We start from the raw sequence: 13,834 nt of genomic DNA, 5'->3' as shown, positions 1-13,834 counted from the left end.
GGGCGCAGGATGATCCGGGGTTAGCGTTCAAGGAGTGGCAAGACATCATGAAAGAAAACAAAGATCGCCAGAAGGAAAAGGGTATGGGTACACCGTACGCCTCCCTCGTCGAGTTTTATTACGACAAAGCCACGCTGAAGGACATCGACTGATGCGTCTCGCTCTTTTGTTGTCATGCCTGCTGCTGACTGCTTGCGACAGCCGCAGCACTTTTACCTATATGAAGAAGGACCCTCAGGTGAAATCACTTAACGAGATCAAGGCCGATCTGGCGTTTAGCTGTGTGCACGAGCAATTCCCCACGCCCTCCGCCGAGTCCGATGTGCTGTTCCAGTACGCGCGCTGGCTGCAAAAAAACAATCAGCTCAAAGAAGACAAAAGCGTCGATGTGGAGATCGAAAGGCTGTACCGCATTGCGGCAGAAAACGGTCATTACAAGGCCAACATTAACCTGCAGAACGGTGCCATGCGCGGCCATTTCCAGCTTCGGGGCGACGAGCATTTGCGTTTGAGCGAACGATTGATCAGCGAAGGAGTGGCTACGGGTTATTACTTCGTCGGGATCTTCCTGCAACAAGGTTCGGCGGGGCTGAAGCAGGATCCGGAAATGGCCCTGCGCTACTACCGTAAGGCTGCTGATCACGGCAACGCCCAGGCACAATACTATGTGGGAGACAAATTGGCGCCGAGCGATATGGCTCCGGACATTGCACGGCAAATGCGCCGCTGTGCTGCTGAGCAAGGCCATGGCGAGGCAGCGATTGAATTGGGGATAAATCTCAAGAACAAAAAGCTATACCAGGAAGCACTCGAAGCCTATCAACTTGGAGTCGCTGCAGGTGACGAAACCTCAGCTTACGCGTTAGAGCAAGGCTTTCGTAATCCGCTCTCTACCAATGAGCTTCATTATCTCGCCCAACAGGAAGACCTCGAACGTGCCGAACGCTACGAAAAAATAAGCAAAGTGCTGGGCAACTACTCTTACGCCAAACCAAACGTCCCCGAAATCAACGAAATCCTCCCCTTGCCTCCCGCCAAACTGCCCGCCTGGGACGGCAAGCTGCAATGGCTCGAAGAACGCCTGGCCAATATCCCGCCAGAAAAGCCCAGCACTGCTCTGATCAACCAACTGTCCAAGGCCAAACTCCTGGACCCGGCCACCGGCCGTGGTCTTCCGGGATCCCCTGCATTCAGCCAGGCTCACTTATCGGCGCCGTACTGCTATAGCGGGCAAGTCTGCCCGCAGACTGGCTACTGGAAAGCCGATATTGGTGGCCAGCTTTTCTCGCGCCTCGAAGGTGCACAGGTTCCCGTTTCGAGAAAGGCGAAATCCTGCCAACCCTGAGAATCGAGAGGCGCCACATCCGCTTCTTGCTCGCCGAAGAGGAAAATATCGAATGTAGACTGTTCGGTGAAGCCTAAATATTTACCCGCAGCAATAGCGCTAACCCTCTTTAGGAGCGAGCATGCTCCGGGTGGCGTTCCGACGAAAAAACTGAGGGCACTGCGGGGCGTCTGGTTTCCCGCGTTATCGTTGAGGACCATCGAGAGCATGCTCGCTCCAACAGGGGAGGATGTGGTTTAGCGCTATTGCTGCGATCCGCTGTTCACCGATCCGCCCGCATCCTGATCAAAGAACTCTGGGATCTCGTGCTGGAAGCTTTTCAACCAGCGCTGCATTGCCAGTTCGCGCTCGGCTGCGCTGGCAGTTTGCGGCTTGGTGGAGGCGGCGGTGTTGCTGCTTTGCAGTTGCAGCCAGCCTTCGGTTTCCTGTTGTTGTGGCGAGGCGGGGCCGGCGTCGATGGCGTGAGCGGCAAGTGGCAAGGCCAGCAAGCCGAGGCAGTACAAGGTGGTCGGTTTCATCAGGGTGCTCCCTACTGAACAGCGGCGACGGTCGGCCCGGACTTGCCGGGTGACTTGAGTTTCTCGGCGCGGGCCTGGGCCTGGGTGACTTGTGCCGGATTCAGGCCAAGGCGGCTGACCAGTTCGGCGGCGCGGTTCCAGTCGTCCTGATAGATCAACAGGGTCACCAGGTTCACGGCGGCCAGTTGGTCGCTTTGCTTGAGCTCGATGGCGGTGAGGAATTCGAATTTGGCGTCTTCGATGCGCAGTTGATTGAGGTAGACCACGCCCAGGTCGTTACGGATTTTTTCGTCGGTGGGCGCCAGCCGGGCGGCCCGTTGCAGGTGCGCCTGGGCCAGGCCATGGTCGCCTCGGGCGGCGGCGAGTTGGCCCAGGCCGTGTTCGGCTTCGGCGGCCAGGCAGCCGCCGAGCAGGCTGCGGTACAGCGGCTCGGCTTCACTGCGGTCCAGCAGTCGATACACCTTGGCCTTGCGCAGGCGCACGTCGGCAACTTTGTCCGGCAGGCTCTGCAGGTTGGCGAGGCTGGCGTGCAACTTGCCGTCGTTGGCCATGTCGTCGGCCAGGTTCAGCGACAGCTGTTGTTCGGCGTTCAATTTGCCGCAACTGACGGGGGTCAGGGCACTCCAGGGTGTCTGTCCGTTGCTCGCGCAACCCCCCAGCATCAGCAGACAAAAACCTGCAAACATTGCTTTCATCACGATTCCCCTAAGAAGCAAAAGCCCGGGCGAGGGCGGTGAAGCCCGGGCCCGCCAGTACGATCAACAACGCCGGGAAGAGGAACAGCATCATCACGACGGACATTTTTGCGGACATCTTGGAGATGTATTCCTGAAGGCGCGCCAGGCGCTTGTCATCGAGCAACAACTTGAGCGCCAGCAGGGATTTCATCGCACCGCCGCCCTGGTGGATCAGCTGTTGCAGGATCACGCAGGTGTCAGTGAACTCGTCGACCGCCAGCAAGCGGGTGACCTTGTGCAGTTCATCGCCCAGCTCCAGGCCCGAATCGACACGGGCCAGCACCAGGCGCAACTCCTGGGTCAATGTGGGCATCAGTTGTTTGCCTTCATTGCTCAAGACTCGCAGCGATTGCTCCACGGCCATGCCTGATTCGAACAGGATGCGCAGCAGCGGAATGAAGGTGGAGATTTCCATCGCCAGTTTTTTCTGCCGATGGTGCGCAGCAGCGGCCAGCAGACGCTTGGGCAGCAGATAACCGATACCCAGGGCGAACGCCGGGACTAGCCATGGGTGAATGACCTGGGGGAAGAACAGACCCTGCACCAATGCACTCAACGCCAGCGCCAGTACCGGGACGCCAACCTGCAAGGCGGCAAATAACGCCCGTTGCCGCGCGGTACGCCAGCCCAGGCAATTGAGCAGGGTCTGGGTTTCGTTGTCGAGCTTGACCGACTGCTGGCCGACCCGACTGGTGCCCAGCGCCTGCAGCCATTGGCTCAAGCGGCTTTCGCCCGGCGCCTTGCCGTCCAGGCGCTGCACCACCTGGCGAGCACGATGACGCAGTTGCACCATGACGCAGATAAACAATCCCGATGCCAGCAGGAACAATAGCGAGCTCAGCAGCATGGACGCGTTCATAGGCTGCGCAACATCCGCCACAGTGCCAGGCAGCCGAACACCTGCAGGGCGAGCGCTCCCATCAGCATCGATTGCCCTGAACTGTCGTCCCACATGGTCATCAGGTACTTTGGATTGGACACCAGGAGATAGCCGGCGACTGTGACCGGCAGTAGCGCCAGGACAACCGCCGTGACTCGGGTTTCACCGGTCATGGCGCTCAGTTGGCGAGCAGCCTGTTCCCGTTCGCGGATGATCTTGATCAGGTTTTCCAGCAGTTCACTGGCGTTGCCACCGTAGCGGTGGTTGACCTTCAAGCCGAGGGCAAACAGGCGAAGTTCGTCTTTGTCGTAGAGTTCTGCGAAGTCCGAGGTGGCGTCCGGCAGACTGATGCCCATGTGCACCTGGCGCTTCACGCGGCCCAAGGCATCTTTCAGCGGATCTTCGGCGGCGTCGATGGCGCCCAATACCGCGTCGGCCAAGGTGCGCCCGGACTTCAGGCTGCGCACGCTGTGATCGAGCAATGCGGGCAATTGTTCGATCATGCGCTTGAGCCGACGCTGGTAACGCCAGTTGACATACAGGCGCAGGAGCAGGGGAGGCAACAGCAACAGGGCGAGCAACCCCGGCCAGCCGCCGCCGAAAAACCCGAGCAGGATACTCAAGCCCCACAGCGTCAGCCACACACCCAGGCGTTCGGTGGGCCGCCCGAGGCCAGCGCGCAAAAAGGCGCGATCCAGTCCCGTCCAGGATGTTTTGCGCACCACCCGCTCCGGTTGCCCCTGGCTCAGGCGTTCCAGCACGCGCCGGGTGCCGGGCTCGCGTAAGCCGCGAGTGAACAAGTGGGCCGAGAGCCCCAGCAACGCCAGGCAAACAAAGATAAGCAGCAGCGGTTTGAGCATGCCGTGGCCTTCAATACACCGAGGAAGAGAGCGCCGATTCGCGGCGCAGTTTGTCACCCGCGGGGTTGACCGCCTCGCGCATGAAACCGAAACCGCTGCGGCGGTCGAGGCGAAACAGGGTATTGGTGACGTACACGTCTTCACGAATGCCGATCACCTCGACCACTTCGCTGACACAGCGGCGGCCATCGGGCATGCGCGTCAACTGGATCACCACGTCCAGCGCCGCGCAGATCATCTGGCGCAAGGTCCGTTCGGCAATGCTGCGACCGGTCAGGCCGACCAGGGTTTCCAGGCGCAACAACGCATCTTGCGCGTTGTTGGCGTGCACGGTGCTCATGGAGCCGTCGTGGCCGGTGTTCATCGCGGTCAGTACGTCGACCACTTCGACACCGCGGATTTCGCCGAGGATGATCCGGTCCGGGCGCATCCGCAGGGCGTTGCGAATCAGGTCGCTGGCTTTCACCTCGCCATGGCCTTCGGCATTCGGCGGTCGGGTTTCCAGACGCACCACGTGGGGGTGGCCCAGTTGCAATTCGGCGACGTCTTCGATGGTCACCAACCGTTGGTGGGGGTCGATCAACTGGCTGAGAATATTCAGCAGCGTGGTCTTGCCGGTGCCGGTGCCGCCGCTGATCAGGATGTTGCAACGCTTGCCCACGGCCTCCTGGAGGAATTCGTAGATCGCCTGGTCGATGGTTTGCATGGCCATCAGGTCGGTGCTGTTGAGCATGTCCTGGCGGAATTTTCGAATCGACAGGCACGGGCCGTCGAGCGCAATCGGTGGAATGATCGCATTGACCCGGCTGCCGTCGGGCAGGCGCGCGTCGACCATCGGCGAAGACTCGTCGAGCCGCCGGCCCAGGGGCGCGAGGATGCGCTGGATGACGCGCTCGACATGGTGCGCATCGATAAAACGCAAGTCGCTTTGATGCAGGACACCATCGCGCTCGATGAACACGCGGTGCGGGCCGTTGACCAGGATTTCGGTGACGGCCGAATCGCGCAGCAACACTTCCAGCGGGCCGAAGCCTGTGAGTTCGTCGACGATTTCTTCGGCCAGGCGCTCCATCTCGTAGCGCGAAATCGCCAGGTGCAAGCGCGCGATGTATTCGGCCACTTTGTCGATGACGAACTGCGCCAGCACCTGGCGCGAGCCCTCCAGCAGGTTTTTCCCGGACTCCTCGATGGCATCGATGATGTAGCGGTGCAGCACCAGTTTAAGGCCGTCGTGGTCGGTATTGCCGGCCACCCCGCGGTGCGTTGCGCCGAACAGTTTTTCGCCGCTCATGGCGTACCTCTCAAACGGCTGAACCAGGACTTGGGCTTGGCCAGGCTTTCGGAGCGTTTGGCCAAGCGTTCGCCGAGGTTGCGCAGGCTTTGGGTGAGCACTTCCCGGGGGGCCAGTTCGAACAGGGTGACGCCCTGGTTCTTGGCGTTCAAACGGACTTCGGGGCTGTAGGCGAGGGTGGCGATGATTTCCATGCCGAAGCTTTTGCTCAAGGCCTCGGAGTCTGGCGCGACGCTACGCAGGTAGCGATCCACCAGCAGCGTGGCGTGATCGAGTTTCATGCCTTTTTCGCGCCACAGATTCAGTACCGCCAGGTTGCGGCGGCAGTCGAGCACGTTCTGGTCGGTGTACCACAGCAGCTTGTCGCAATGGCTGACGAAGGTGCGCAAGGCTTCGCTGTCGGGCTGGCCGGTGAGGTTCACGACGATGTGCTGGAAGTGCTGGCGCAGCGCGCTGAGCAGCATGTACAGCTCGGCGGCGCTGGTGTGTTCCAGCGGTTCATCCTGGGTGGCATAGGCGAGGATCCGCAGCCCGGCTTCGCAGCGGGTGAAGGCGCTGTCGATCAGGGTGGCGTCAAGACGACGCAAGTTGCGCAGGGCATCACCGAAATGAAACGAGCTCTCCAGGCCCAGCAAGGCCAGGCTGTCCCCCCGGGGCAGGCCGAGGTCGAGCAGCAGCGTTTGCTGACCGCTTTTTTGCACCACCTGTGCCATGTGGTTGGCCAACAGTGCGCCGTCGGCATTGCTCTGCACGCCGTACAGGACGGTGAGGCCGCCCAGGTGAGTATTGGGCACCACCGGTGGCAGGCGTTTACTCTGGCGCCGCACCAGCCCGGCGACTTCACTGGAGCGCGAGCCATAGGCCACGAAGTCCCGGGCCCCGGCGCGCATGGCATTGAGTACGAGCTGGTTGTCCATGCCGTCGCCCAGCGCGACGATAGCCAACCTTGGCTTGGCTTCCAGGGCGCCTTCAATCAGTGCGCACTGGGCCACCACATGCTCACGGTCCAGGCCAACGAACACCAGGCTGGCCAGTGTCACGTCCACCAGCGCCAGCAGCTCATCGAGGCTGCCGCCACCGGCGCTGACCACTTGGCCCAAGGGGGCGAGCGCGCCTTGCAACCATTCAAGGTCGGTGCTGTTACGCGTGATCGCGAGGAAGGTCTGGCTCAGGTTCTGGCTCATTGCGATAGCCCGCTGCGTTTATCGAAGTCGCCGTTTTCGAGGAAGTACAGGCGGTACCAGTTGGGGTCGTAATTGCGGAGTTTTTCCCCCGGCAGCGACGGCAGTTGCGCATTCGCCGCCAACGGCTGCACCAGGTGCGGCGTGACGATCATCAGCAGTTCCCGTTCTTCGCGATTGATCGAGGAGCTGCGAAAGAACGCGCCGAGGATCGGGATATCGCCCAGTCCCGGAAACTTGTCCACCTGCGAGGTGTTTTGTGTACTGATCAGGCCACTGATGACGAAGCTTTCGCCATCGGCCAGGGAGATGCTGGTGTCGGTACGGCGAATGGTGAACGCCGGCACTGTGGTGCCGCCGATGGTCACGGCGTTGTTGTAATCCAGTTCGCTGACTTCCGGAGCGACCTTGAGGGCGATCTGGTCGTTACTGACCACCGTTGGCGTGAGCGTCAGGCGGATGCCGAATTCCTTGTATTCGATGGAGTAGCTGTTGCTGTTGGCGCTGGGAATCGGGATAGGGATTTCACCGCCCGCCAGGAAGCTTGCGCTTTGTCCGCTGATCGCCACCAGGCTCGGTCGCGCCAGGGTGTAGGCAAAACCACTGCTTTCCATGGCATTGATGATGGCCAGGAAGTTGCCGCCGCCGGCGACGATGTTGAACATGTCGTTGGCCAGCGGAATGCTCGGCACGGCAATCCGCGGGTCAAGGTTGCGCAGCGGGAACACCCGCGGTGTCACTGCAGTATTGGGGACGGTACCGGGAGAGCCGAACAGGAAATTCGAATTTTTGCCGTAGATCGAAGTACTGGCTTCCTTCAGCTTGGTACGACTGACTTCGACGAAGCGGATGTCGGTCTGCACTTGCGATGGCAGCAGCGGGTCATCGGAGGGTGACTGTCTGGCGCTGGTCATGGCTGCCGTCGCCCGGCCCTGGACGAACACCATGCTTTGGCGCGGCGCGCTGGCACAGGCGGTCCAGACCATCAGGCTGGTGGCACCGGCGCCCATGCCGGTGAGCAGGAACGCCTGGTTGCCATTGACTCGCACGTCGGCGATTTTCGGGTCACCCACTGCGATCCGGGTGATTGCCACGGGCGATTGCACTTCCTGTTGCAGGCCTTCGCCCACTTCCAGCACCGCTGGCAAGGGGCCCAGCGCTGCACAATTACCGTTGGCAGCCATGACTGCCGTCACCGGCATGCCGCTCAGCAAGGTGGCCCAGATCAAGCCGTTCAAAAACGGCGTACTACGTCTGCGCATTAAAGCGTTTCCTTGCTCGATTCAGGGGGACTTTGGCGTGGTTTCGTTGCCGCGGATGACTTCCACACCCGACCGGCGCGGCGCGACTGCGTTACTGGCAACCAGCGGTTTGGGCGGCGCTGTCATGGCCAGCTGGTTGAACTGAATCAAGTCGCGATTGGCGTTGGCGAGGTTGGCTGCGGAATCGCGTTCACCGGCCCAGTAACGCGCCAGGCGTTTTTCCTCGGCGCTGCGCACCGCCAGGCGCAGCACCCCGGCCTGGGTGGCGAGCATCAAGCGGCTCACCAGTGGTTCGGGAACGGCGAGCAGCACGGTACGGGCACTGGCGCGCTGTTGCTCCTGCCGGAGTTTTTCATCGTTGCCCTGGGCCGGGCTGGAGGGCTGGCCGTCGTTGGTCAGGCCCATTTGCTCGCCCACCGCCAGTACACGCAAGGCCGGGACCGCGAGCTGGGCCGAGGGCTGGAGATTAAGGGTGTCCATGCGCAAGAACAGCAGCACGTCGACATAGTCCCCCGGGGTCAATTGACCGCCAGCGTTGATCACTTCATCCACGGCAACGGCGAGCGCGCGCTCATCGGGCCGAATCATCCGCGCCAGCTTGCCGCCGCCTTCGAAACTCTCGTCGTTGAGCCAGCTGCCGGCGCTCAGGGCGCGCCAAGGCGTACGGCCGATGGCTTGATCGAGGCGGGTCAGGCTGCCGGCCGGGACGGTTCGCAGTTTTTCCACGACCACGTCGGCGGCAGTGATTTGCACAAACGGCGCGATGTCATGCAGCAACACCACGATCGGTTGGCGCGTGTCCTCTTCTGGTTGGACAACAGGTGCAGGGTTGCTGAGGGACGTGGGGGCGATGGCGGCTTGCGCAACGGGAGTGGCGGTCGGTTCACGCGTCAAGGTGAAGCCCCAGTAACCGGCAATGACCGCACCCGCCAGGGACAGTCCCGCTAGGCCAAGAATGACACGACTGTTCATGACGGCGCTTCCCTTCTTTCCTGCTGCACCAAGAAGTCGTTTTCCGCAACGAGACAACTTCGCAATCAGGTAGCTATGAACATGGAACTATTTCGCTATTGGAAGGTAGCGCAGCTAGAGCAAAACGCCATTACCCGGGGAAAATTTTCTAACGAAAAATCGACGACCAGCTCAATTAAAAGGTTTTTTGACGTCAACAAAGCGATTAATACTTTCGTGTTAATGCGTTTTTACAGTTGTTTGGTGGAGGAATGCCGACAATGCTGATGCTGGCACAGGGGAATCATGTTGCGTCGGTGCAACACTCGGTGTCGTCGAGGAGAACGTCATGTCTTTCGCCAAGCTGGTTCAGAAGGTCAAATCCGAAATCGCTTTTTACAAAGGGCTGGCCAAGGATACCGAGGGAGCGTCGGGTATCGAGTACGCCATCGTCGCTGCCATGGTCGCGGTGGTGATTGCCGGGCTCAGTGGCGGCATCGGGACCGACCTGACTGCGATGTTCACCAGTATCAAAAACGCCTTGTGAGTGACTATCAGAGGTCGTACCGGCAACTTGCCAATGCAACGAGTGAGTTCTAATGTCAGCGCTTAGTCTATTCCAGGTGTTGCCTATGAACGTTTCCGCACTGCCGCGCCAACAGCTTCTCTTGGTCGATGACGAAGAGGATGCGTTGCTTGAGCTGGCGGAATTGCTGGAGGGTGAAGGTTTCAATTGTTTCACCGCGACCTCGGTCAAGCTGGCGCTGCAGCACCTGACGCGCAATCCGGATATAGCGCTGGTCATCACCGACCTGCGCATGCCGGAGGAGAGCGGGATGTCGTTGATCAAGCGCTTGCGCGAGCACACGGCGCGCCAGCATTTGCCGGTGATCGTGATGTCCGGGCATGCCGACATGGAGGATGTCAGTGACATGCTGCGGTTGCAGGTTCTGGACCTGTTTCGCAAGCCGATCTATCACGTGCGGTTGCTGGAGACGCTCAATAACCTGTTCCCGCAGCCGCTGGGGGAGTTTGGCAGGCGCTAAGTAGCTTGGTAAACGCATTGCCCTGTAGGAGCTGCCGAAGGCTGCGATCTTTTGATCTTCCCGGGGGCAAAACAAGATCAAAAGATCGCAGCCTGCGGCAGCTCCTACAGGAGCGAGGTACATTCGCCAGGGTCAGGCAATCGGTCGCCAGTGACCAACCATGTGCTCCAGATCACCAGCCCCGACCAGTTGCAGATCCCCACTGGAACCTGCGGCGCTGGCCAGTAATGTCACCTCGCTGGGCAGGCGCACCGGCTTTTTGAATTGCACCACGATCTCGACGTTCGCGGCCGGCAGATGCTCGGCGAGGGCGGCCAGGGTGCGGGCCTTGTTCCATAAGCCATGGGCAATCGCCGATGGAAAACCGAACATTTTGGCGCTGGCAGCACTCAAGTGAATCGGGTTGTAGTCGCCCGATACCTTGGCGTATTGCCGGCCGATGTCCGCGGGCGCTGTCCATTGGGCGACTTGCGTCAGTGCCAGCGTCGAGGCCAGCTCCTCCTCGACGGGCTCGCCTTCAAGCTTCACGCCCCGGCACAGCATCTGGCTTTGCGCCTCCCAGAGCGGTCCCAGTTGATCATCCAGCGTCGTCACCAGATCGAATGTCGCGCCCTTCGCATGGGGTTGCAGGTTCTCCACGCACACGCTGGCCCGCACCCGATGGACTCCGCCCATGGGCCGCAACACGCGGATGCGATTGCTCAGGTGAATCAGCCCCAGCAGCGGGAACGGAAAGTCCCGGGCGGTGAGCAATTGCATCTGCAAGGCGAATGCAAGGATGTGCGGGTAGGTGGGTGGCAGCAGGCTGTTGTCGGCGAAGCCGCAGACCTTGCGATAGGCCGCCAGGCGCTTTGGGTCGACATCGAGCCAGCAGCGCAAACCCGAATGGGGCAGGGTGGTGCCGGTGATTTTGCGCCGCGTCGCCGCCTGTACATACAGCCCCGGCAGGCTGGGTTCGCGGTTGAGTGTGTGCCAGTCGATGATCATGCCTAGGCCCCCAGAACGCTTTGCCCGCAGACACGCAATGCCTGGCCGGTGAATGCGCCCGTGCCCGGTTGCGCGAGCCAGGCCACTGCTTCGGCGACGTCTTGCGGCAGGCCACCCTGGCCCAGTGAGCTCATGCGTCGCCCGGCTTCGCGCAGGCCGAATGGAATGTGCGCGGTCATTTGCGTTTCGATGAAACCCGGCGCCACGGCGTTGATGCTGATGCCCCGCCCATGCAACAGCGGCGCCCAGGCCTGTGCCAGGCCAATCAGCCCGGCCTTGCTCGCCGCATAGTTGGTTTGCCCGCGATTGCCGGCGATGCCGCTGATCGACGCCAGCAGGATCACCCGGCCATTGTCGCGCAGGGTGCCGCTGTCGAGCAGGGCCTTGGTCAGCACTTGCGGGGCGTTGAGGTTGACGGCGAGCACTGCGTCCCAGAACTCCGGCGTCATGTTGGCCAGGGTTTTGTCCCGGGTGATGCCGGCGTTGTGCACCACGATGTCGATGCCGTCGGGCAACTGTTCCACCAACTCCGTCGCCGCATTCTCGGCGCAGATGTCCAGCGTGATACCACGCCCGCCGAGGCGTGCGGCGAGGGCGTCGAGATCGGTCCTGGCCGGGGGCACGTCGAGCAGGATGACTTCGGCACCGTCACGGGCCAGGGTTTCGGCGATGGCGGCGCCGATGCCACGCGCAGCGCCGGTGACCAGCGCCTTGCGCCCGGCCAGCGGCCGCGTCCAGTCCGTCACCTGGGTGTCGCAGGCCTGCAGGCCAATCACTTGCCCGGACACGAAGGCGCTTTTCGGTGAGAGGAAAAACCGTAGCGGTCCTTCCAGTTGATCCTCGGCACCCTCGCCAACGTGGATCAGCTGCAAAGTGCCACCGCTGCGCAGTTCCTTGGCCAGCGAGCGACTGAAACCTTCGAGGGCGCGCTGGGTGCTGGCGGCGAATGGGTCGCTCAAGGTCCGCGGGTCACGCCCCAGGATCACCAGGTGTGCACTGTGGTCGAGATTTTTCATCAGTGGCTGGAAGAATTCGCGCAGTTGCTTGAGCTGGTCGGTTTGCACAAGATCACTGGCATCGAATACCACCCCCTTTAGTTTCGGGCCGTGTCCGGGAATCCACGCGGCCGCCATCGAGGGATCGGTGCCGTAGGTGTAGATCGCGTCCGTCAGGCGGTTGGCGAAGGCGCTGACCTTTTCCGCCAATGGGCCGCCGCCAATCAGCAAAGCGCCTTCGACAGGGCGCAATCGGCCCGCTTGCCAGCGTTCCAGGCGTACCGGTGAAGGCAGGCCCATGGCACCGACCAGTCGATGGCCGATGGACGAATTGGCGAAGTCGATATAGCGGTCGGACATGGAACGCGCTCCAGCAGATGAGGTTCAAAGTGTGGACCATGAATGGCAATCAGTCGTTCGATTCACTGGAAAAGGCCTACGCTTGCGGGTAATGGCCTTCACAGAATAGGAAGCTTTTCATGACTCAGCTGCGTCGCGTCGCGATTATCGGCGGTAACCGGATACCCTTCGCTCGATCCAACGGGCCGTACGCCACCGCCAGTAACCAGGCCATGCTCACGGCCACGCTCGAAGGCCTGATCGAACGCTACAACCTGCATGGCCTGCGCCTTGGCGAAGTGGTCACCGGGGCCGTCCTCAAGTTGCCGCGGGACATGGCCCTGACGCGTGAGTGCGTGCTTGGTTCGCGACTGTCGCCCGCTACTCCGGCCTACGACATCCAGCAAGCTTGTGGCACCGGACTTGAAGCGGCGCTGCTGGTGGCTAACAAAATTGCCTTGGGACAAATCGACAGCGCCATTGCCGGTGGCGTCGATACCACCTCGGACGCGCCGATCAGTGTCAGCGACGGGTTGCGCAAGATTCTGCTGCAAGCCTATCGGGCCAACACGACCATTGAAAAACTCAAGCCCTTCCTGCAGTTGCGCCCCTGGCACCTGATCCCGGAATTCCCGCGCAATGGCGAGCCGCGCACCGGAATGTCCATGGGCGAGCATTGCGAGTTGATGGCGCAGACCTGGAACATTCCTCGCGAAGAGCAGGATCAGCTGACGCTGCTGAGCCATCAGAATCTTGACGCGTCCTATGCCGAAGGTTGGCAAAATGATTTGATGACGCCGTTTCTTGGCCTCACTCGCGACAACAATTTGCGCCCTGACCTGACCCTCGAAAAACTCGCCTCACTCAAGCCCGTTTTCGAAAAAAGCGCAAAAGGCACCCTGACTCCCGGTAACTCCACGCCGCTGACCGATGGCGCCTCGCTAGTGCTGCTAGGCAGTGAGGAATGGGCGCAAGCACGTGGTTTGCCGATCCTGGCCTACCTGCGCGATGGCGAGACAGCGGCAGTGGATTTCGTCAATGGCGCCGAGGGCTTGTTGATGGCGCCGGTGTATGCCGTGCCAAGGTTGCTGGCGCGCAATGGCCTGACCTTGCAGGACTTCGATTACTACGAAATCCATGAAGCGTTCGCCGCGCAAGTGCTCTGCACCTTGAAGGCCTGGGAAGACCCCGAGTACTGCAAGACCCGCCTGGGCCTCGACGCGCCGCTGGGGGCCATCGACCGCAGCAAGCTCAATGTCAAAGGCAGTTCACTGGCGGCCGGGCACCCGTTTGCGGCCACGGGCGGTCGCATCCTCGCCAACCTGGCCAAGTTGCTTGATGCGGCGGGGAAGGGGCGTGGGCTTATCTCGATCTGCGCCGCAGGCGGCCAGGGGGTAACCGCCATCATCGAACGTTGACGATACCTGTAGGAGCCGGCTTGC

General features: G+C 61.3%; 14 protein-coding genes. 4 read left to right on the top strand and 10 right to left on the bottom strand.

Features of this window, described 5'->3' with window-relative positions:
* Window positions 1-151: 151 nt before the first annotated feature.
* Window positions 152-1,345 carry a sel1 repeat family protein gene (locus tag PG5_RS21495; RefSeq protein WP_020799223.1) on the top strand — a complete coding sequence of 398 codons (1,194 nt, stop codon included), beginning with the start codon at window positions 152-154 and terminating at the stop codon, window positions 1,343-1,345.
* A 242-nt stretch (window positions 1,346-1,587) separates the two neighbouring features.
* Here PG5_RS21495 and PG5_RS21490 read toward each other — a convergent pair whose 3' ends face one another.
* Genes PG5_RS21490 through cpaB form a run of 8 tightly spaced genes read right to left on the bottom strand, consistent with a single transcriptional unit; the run spans window position 1,588 to window position 9,046 of the window.
* Window positions 1,588-1,863 (bottom strand): DUF3613 domain-containing protein, encoded by a 276-nt coding sequence (locus tag PG5_RS21490; protein ID WP_020799222.1) that lies wholly within the window; start codon window positions 1,861-1,863, stop codon window positions 1,588-1,590.
* An 11-nt stretch (window positions 1,864-1,874) separates the two neighbouring features.
* Complete coding sequence (locus PG5_RS21485; RefSeq protein WP_020799221.1) at window positions 1,875-2,558, bottom strand: tetratricopeptide repeat protein; 684 nt, start codon at window positions 2,556-2,558, stop codon at window positions 1,875-1,877.
* 10 nt (window positions 2,559-2,568) lie between these two features.
* Complete coding sequence (locus tag PG5_RS21480; protein ID WP_033044767.1) at window positions 2,569-3,459, bottom strand: type II secretion system F family protein; 891 nt, start codon at window positions 3,457-3,459, stop codon at window positions 2,569-2,571.
* Window positions 3,456-4,340 (bottom strand): type II secretion system F family protein, encoded by an 885-nt coding sequence (locus tag PG5_RS21475; RefSeq protein WP_020799219.1) that lies wholly within the window; start codon window positions 4,338-4,340, stop codon window positions 3,456-3,458. Before PG5_RS21475 ends, PG5_RS21480 begins: the two co-directional genes overlap by 4 nt.
* Before the next feature lie 10 nt (window positions 4,341-4,350).
* Window positions 4,351-5,631, bottom strand: a complete 1,281-nt coding sequence (locus PG5_RS21470) for a CpaF family protein (protein WP_020799218.1) — start codon at window positions 5,629-5,631, stop codon at window positions 4,351-4,353.
* The gene (locus tag PG5_RS21465; RefSeq protein WP_020799217.1) at window positions 5,628-6,815 is read right to left on the bottom strand and encodes a Flp pilus assembly protein, ATPase CpaE; all 1,188 of its coding nucleotides are present in this window, start codon (window positions 6,813-6,815) and stop codon (window positions 5,628-5,630) included. Before PG5_RS21465 ends, PG5_RS21470 begins: the two co-directional genes overlap by 4 nt.
* Window positions 6,812-8,074 carry a type II and III secretion system protein family protein gene (locus PG5_RS21460; protein ID WP_020799216.1) on the bottom strand — a complete coding sequence of 421 codons (1,263 nt, stop codon included), beginning with the start codon at window positions 8,072-8,074 and terminating at the stop codon, window positions 6,812-6,814. The genes PG5_RS21465 and PG5_RS21460 overlap by 4 nt, the downstream gene beginning before the upstream one ends.
* Before the next feature lie 21 nt (window positions 8,075-8,095).
* Complete coding sequence (gene cpaB, locus PG5_RS21455; protein WP_020799215.1) at window positions 8,096-9,046, bottom strand: Flp pilus assembly protein CpaB; 951 nt, start codon at window positions 9,044-9,046, stop codon at window positions 8,096-8,098.
* 328 nt (window positions 9,047-9,374) lie between these two features.
* Here cpaB and PG5_RS21450 point away from each other — a divergent pair, with 328 nt between their 5' ends.
* The gene (locus tag PG5_RS21450) at window positions 9,375-9,572 is read left to right on the top strand and encodes a Flp family type IVb pilin (protein ID WP_020799213.1); all 198 of its coding nucleotides are present in this window, start codon (window positions 9,375-9,377) and stop codon (window positions 9,570-9,572) included.
* Between the two features lie 85 nt (window positions 9,573-9,657).
* Window positions 9,658-10,071: a response regulator gene (locus PG5_RS21445; RefSeq protein ID WP_020799212.1), complete on the top strand. Its 414-nt coding sequence runs from the start codon at window positions 9,658-9,660 to the stop codon at window positions 10,069-10,071.
* A 132-nt stretch (window positions 10,072-10,203) separates the two neighbouring features.
* On the opposite strand, the gene PG5_RS21440 is transcribed toward PG5_RS21445, so the two are convergent.
* Window positions 10,204-11,058, bottom strand: a complete 855-nt coding sequence (locus PG5_RS21440) for a MaoC/PaaZ C-terminal domain-containing protein (RefSeq protein WP_020799211.1) — start codon at window positions 11,056-11,058, stop codon at window positions 10,204-10,206.
* 2 nt (window positions 11,059-11,060) lie between these two features.
* Window positions 11,061-12,413: a 3-oxoacyl-ACP reductase gene (locus PG5_RS21435; protein WP_020799210.1), complete on the bottom strand. Its 1,353-nt coding sequence runs from the start codon at window positions 12,411-12,413 to the stop codon at window positions 11,061-11,063.
* A gap of 119 nt (window positions 12,414-12,532) precedes the next feature.
* Between PG5_RS21435 and PG5_RS21430 the strand changes: the two genes are divergently transcribed.
* A complete protein-coding gene (locus PG5_RS21430) occupies window positions 12,533-13,810 on the top strand; it encodes an acetyl-CoA C-acetyltransferase (RefSeq protein WP_020799209.1) in 1,278 nt (425 codons plus the stop codon).
* Window positions 13,811-13,834: the final 24 nt, after the last annotated feature.

The organism is Pseudomonas sp. G5(2012) (genome assembly GCF_000408945.1).
Taxonomy (GTDB): domain Bacteria; phylum Pseudomonadota; class Gammaproteobacteria; order Pseudomonadales; family Pseudomonadaceae; genus Aquipseudomonas; species Aquipseudomonas umsongensis.
This window is presented reverse-complemented; position numbering and strand designations above follow the sequence as displayed.

What these genes read in the sequence shown, in the direction of transcription:
- PG5_RS21440 (WP_020799211.1), bottom strand. Translation starts at nt 11,058, where the DNA reads ATGATCATCGACTGGCACACACTCAACCGCGAACCCAGCCTGCCGGGG.
- PG5_RS21430 (WP_020799209.1), top strand. Translation starts at nt 12,533, where the DNA reads ATGACTCAGCTGCGTCGCGTCGCGATTATCGGCGGTAACCGGATACCC.
- PG5_RS21475 (WP_020799219.1), bottom strand. Translation starts at nt 4,340, where the DNA reads ATGCTCAAACCGCTGCTGCTTATCTTTGTTTGCCTGGCGTTGCTGGGG.
- PG5_RS21495 (WP_020799223.1), top strand. Translation starts at nt 152, where the DNA reads ATGCGTCTCGCTCTTTTGTTGTCATGCCTGCTGCTGACTGCTTGCGAC.
- PG5_RS21490 (WP_020799222.1), bottom strand. Translation starts at nt 1,863, where the DNA reads ATGAAACCGACCACCTTGTACTGCCTCGGCTTGCTGGCCTTGCCACTT.
- PG5_RS21460 (WP_020799216.1), bottom strand. Translation starts at nt 8,074, where the DNA reads ATGCGCAGACGTAGTACGCCGTTTTTGAACGGCTTGATCTGGGCCACC.
- PG5_RS21470 (WP_020799218.1), bottom strand. Translation starts at nt 5,631, where the DNA reads ATGAGCGGCGAAAAACTGTTCGGCGCAACGCACCGCGGGGTGGCCGGC.
- PG5_RS21485 (WP_020799221.1), bottom strand. Translation starts at nt 2,558, where the DNA reads ATGAAAGCAATGTTTGCAGGTTTTTGTCTGCTGATGCTGGGGGGTTGC.
- PG5_RS21450 (WP_020799213.1), top strand. Translation starts at nt 9,375, where the DNA reads ATGTCTTTCGCCAAGCTGGTTCAGAAGGTCAAATCCGAAATCGCTTTT.
- PG5_RS21435 (WP_020799210.1), bottom strand. Translation starts at nt 12,413, where the DNA reads ATGTCCGACCGCTATATCGACTTCGCCAATTCGTCCATCGGCCATCGA.
- PG5_RS21465 (WP_020799217.1), bottom strand. Translation starts at nt 6,815, where the DNA reads ATGAGCCAGAACCTGAGCCAGACCTTCCTCGCGATCACGCGTAACAGC.
- PG5_RS21480 (WP_033044767.1), bottom strand. Translation starts at nt 3,459, where the DNA reads ATGAACGCGTCCATGCTGCTGAGCTCGCTATTGTTCCTGCTGGCATCG.
- cpaB (WP_020799215.1), bottom strand. Translation starts at nt 9,046, where the DNA reads ATGAACAGTCGTGTCATTCTTGGCCTAGCGGGACTGTCCCTGGCGGGT.
- PG5_RS21445 (WP_020799212.1), top strand. Translation starts at nt 9,658, where the DNA reads ATGAACGTTTCCGCACTGCCGCGCCAACAGCTTCTCTTGGTCGATGAC.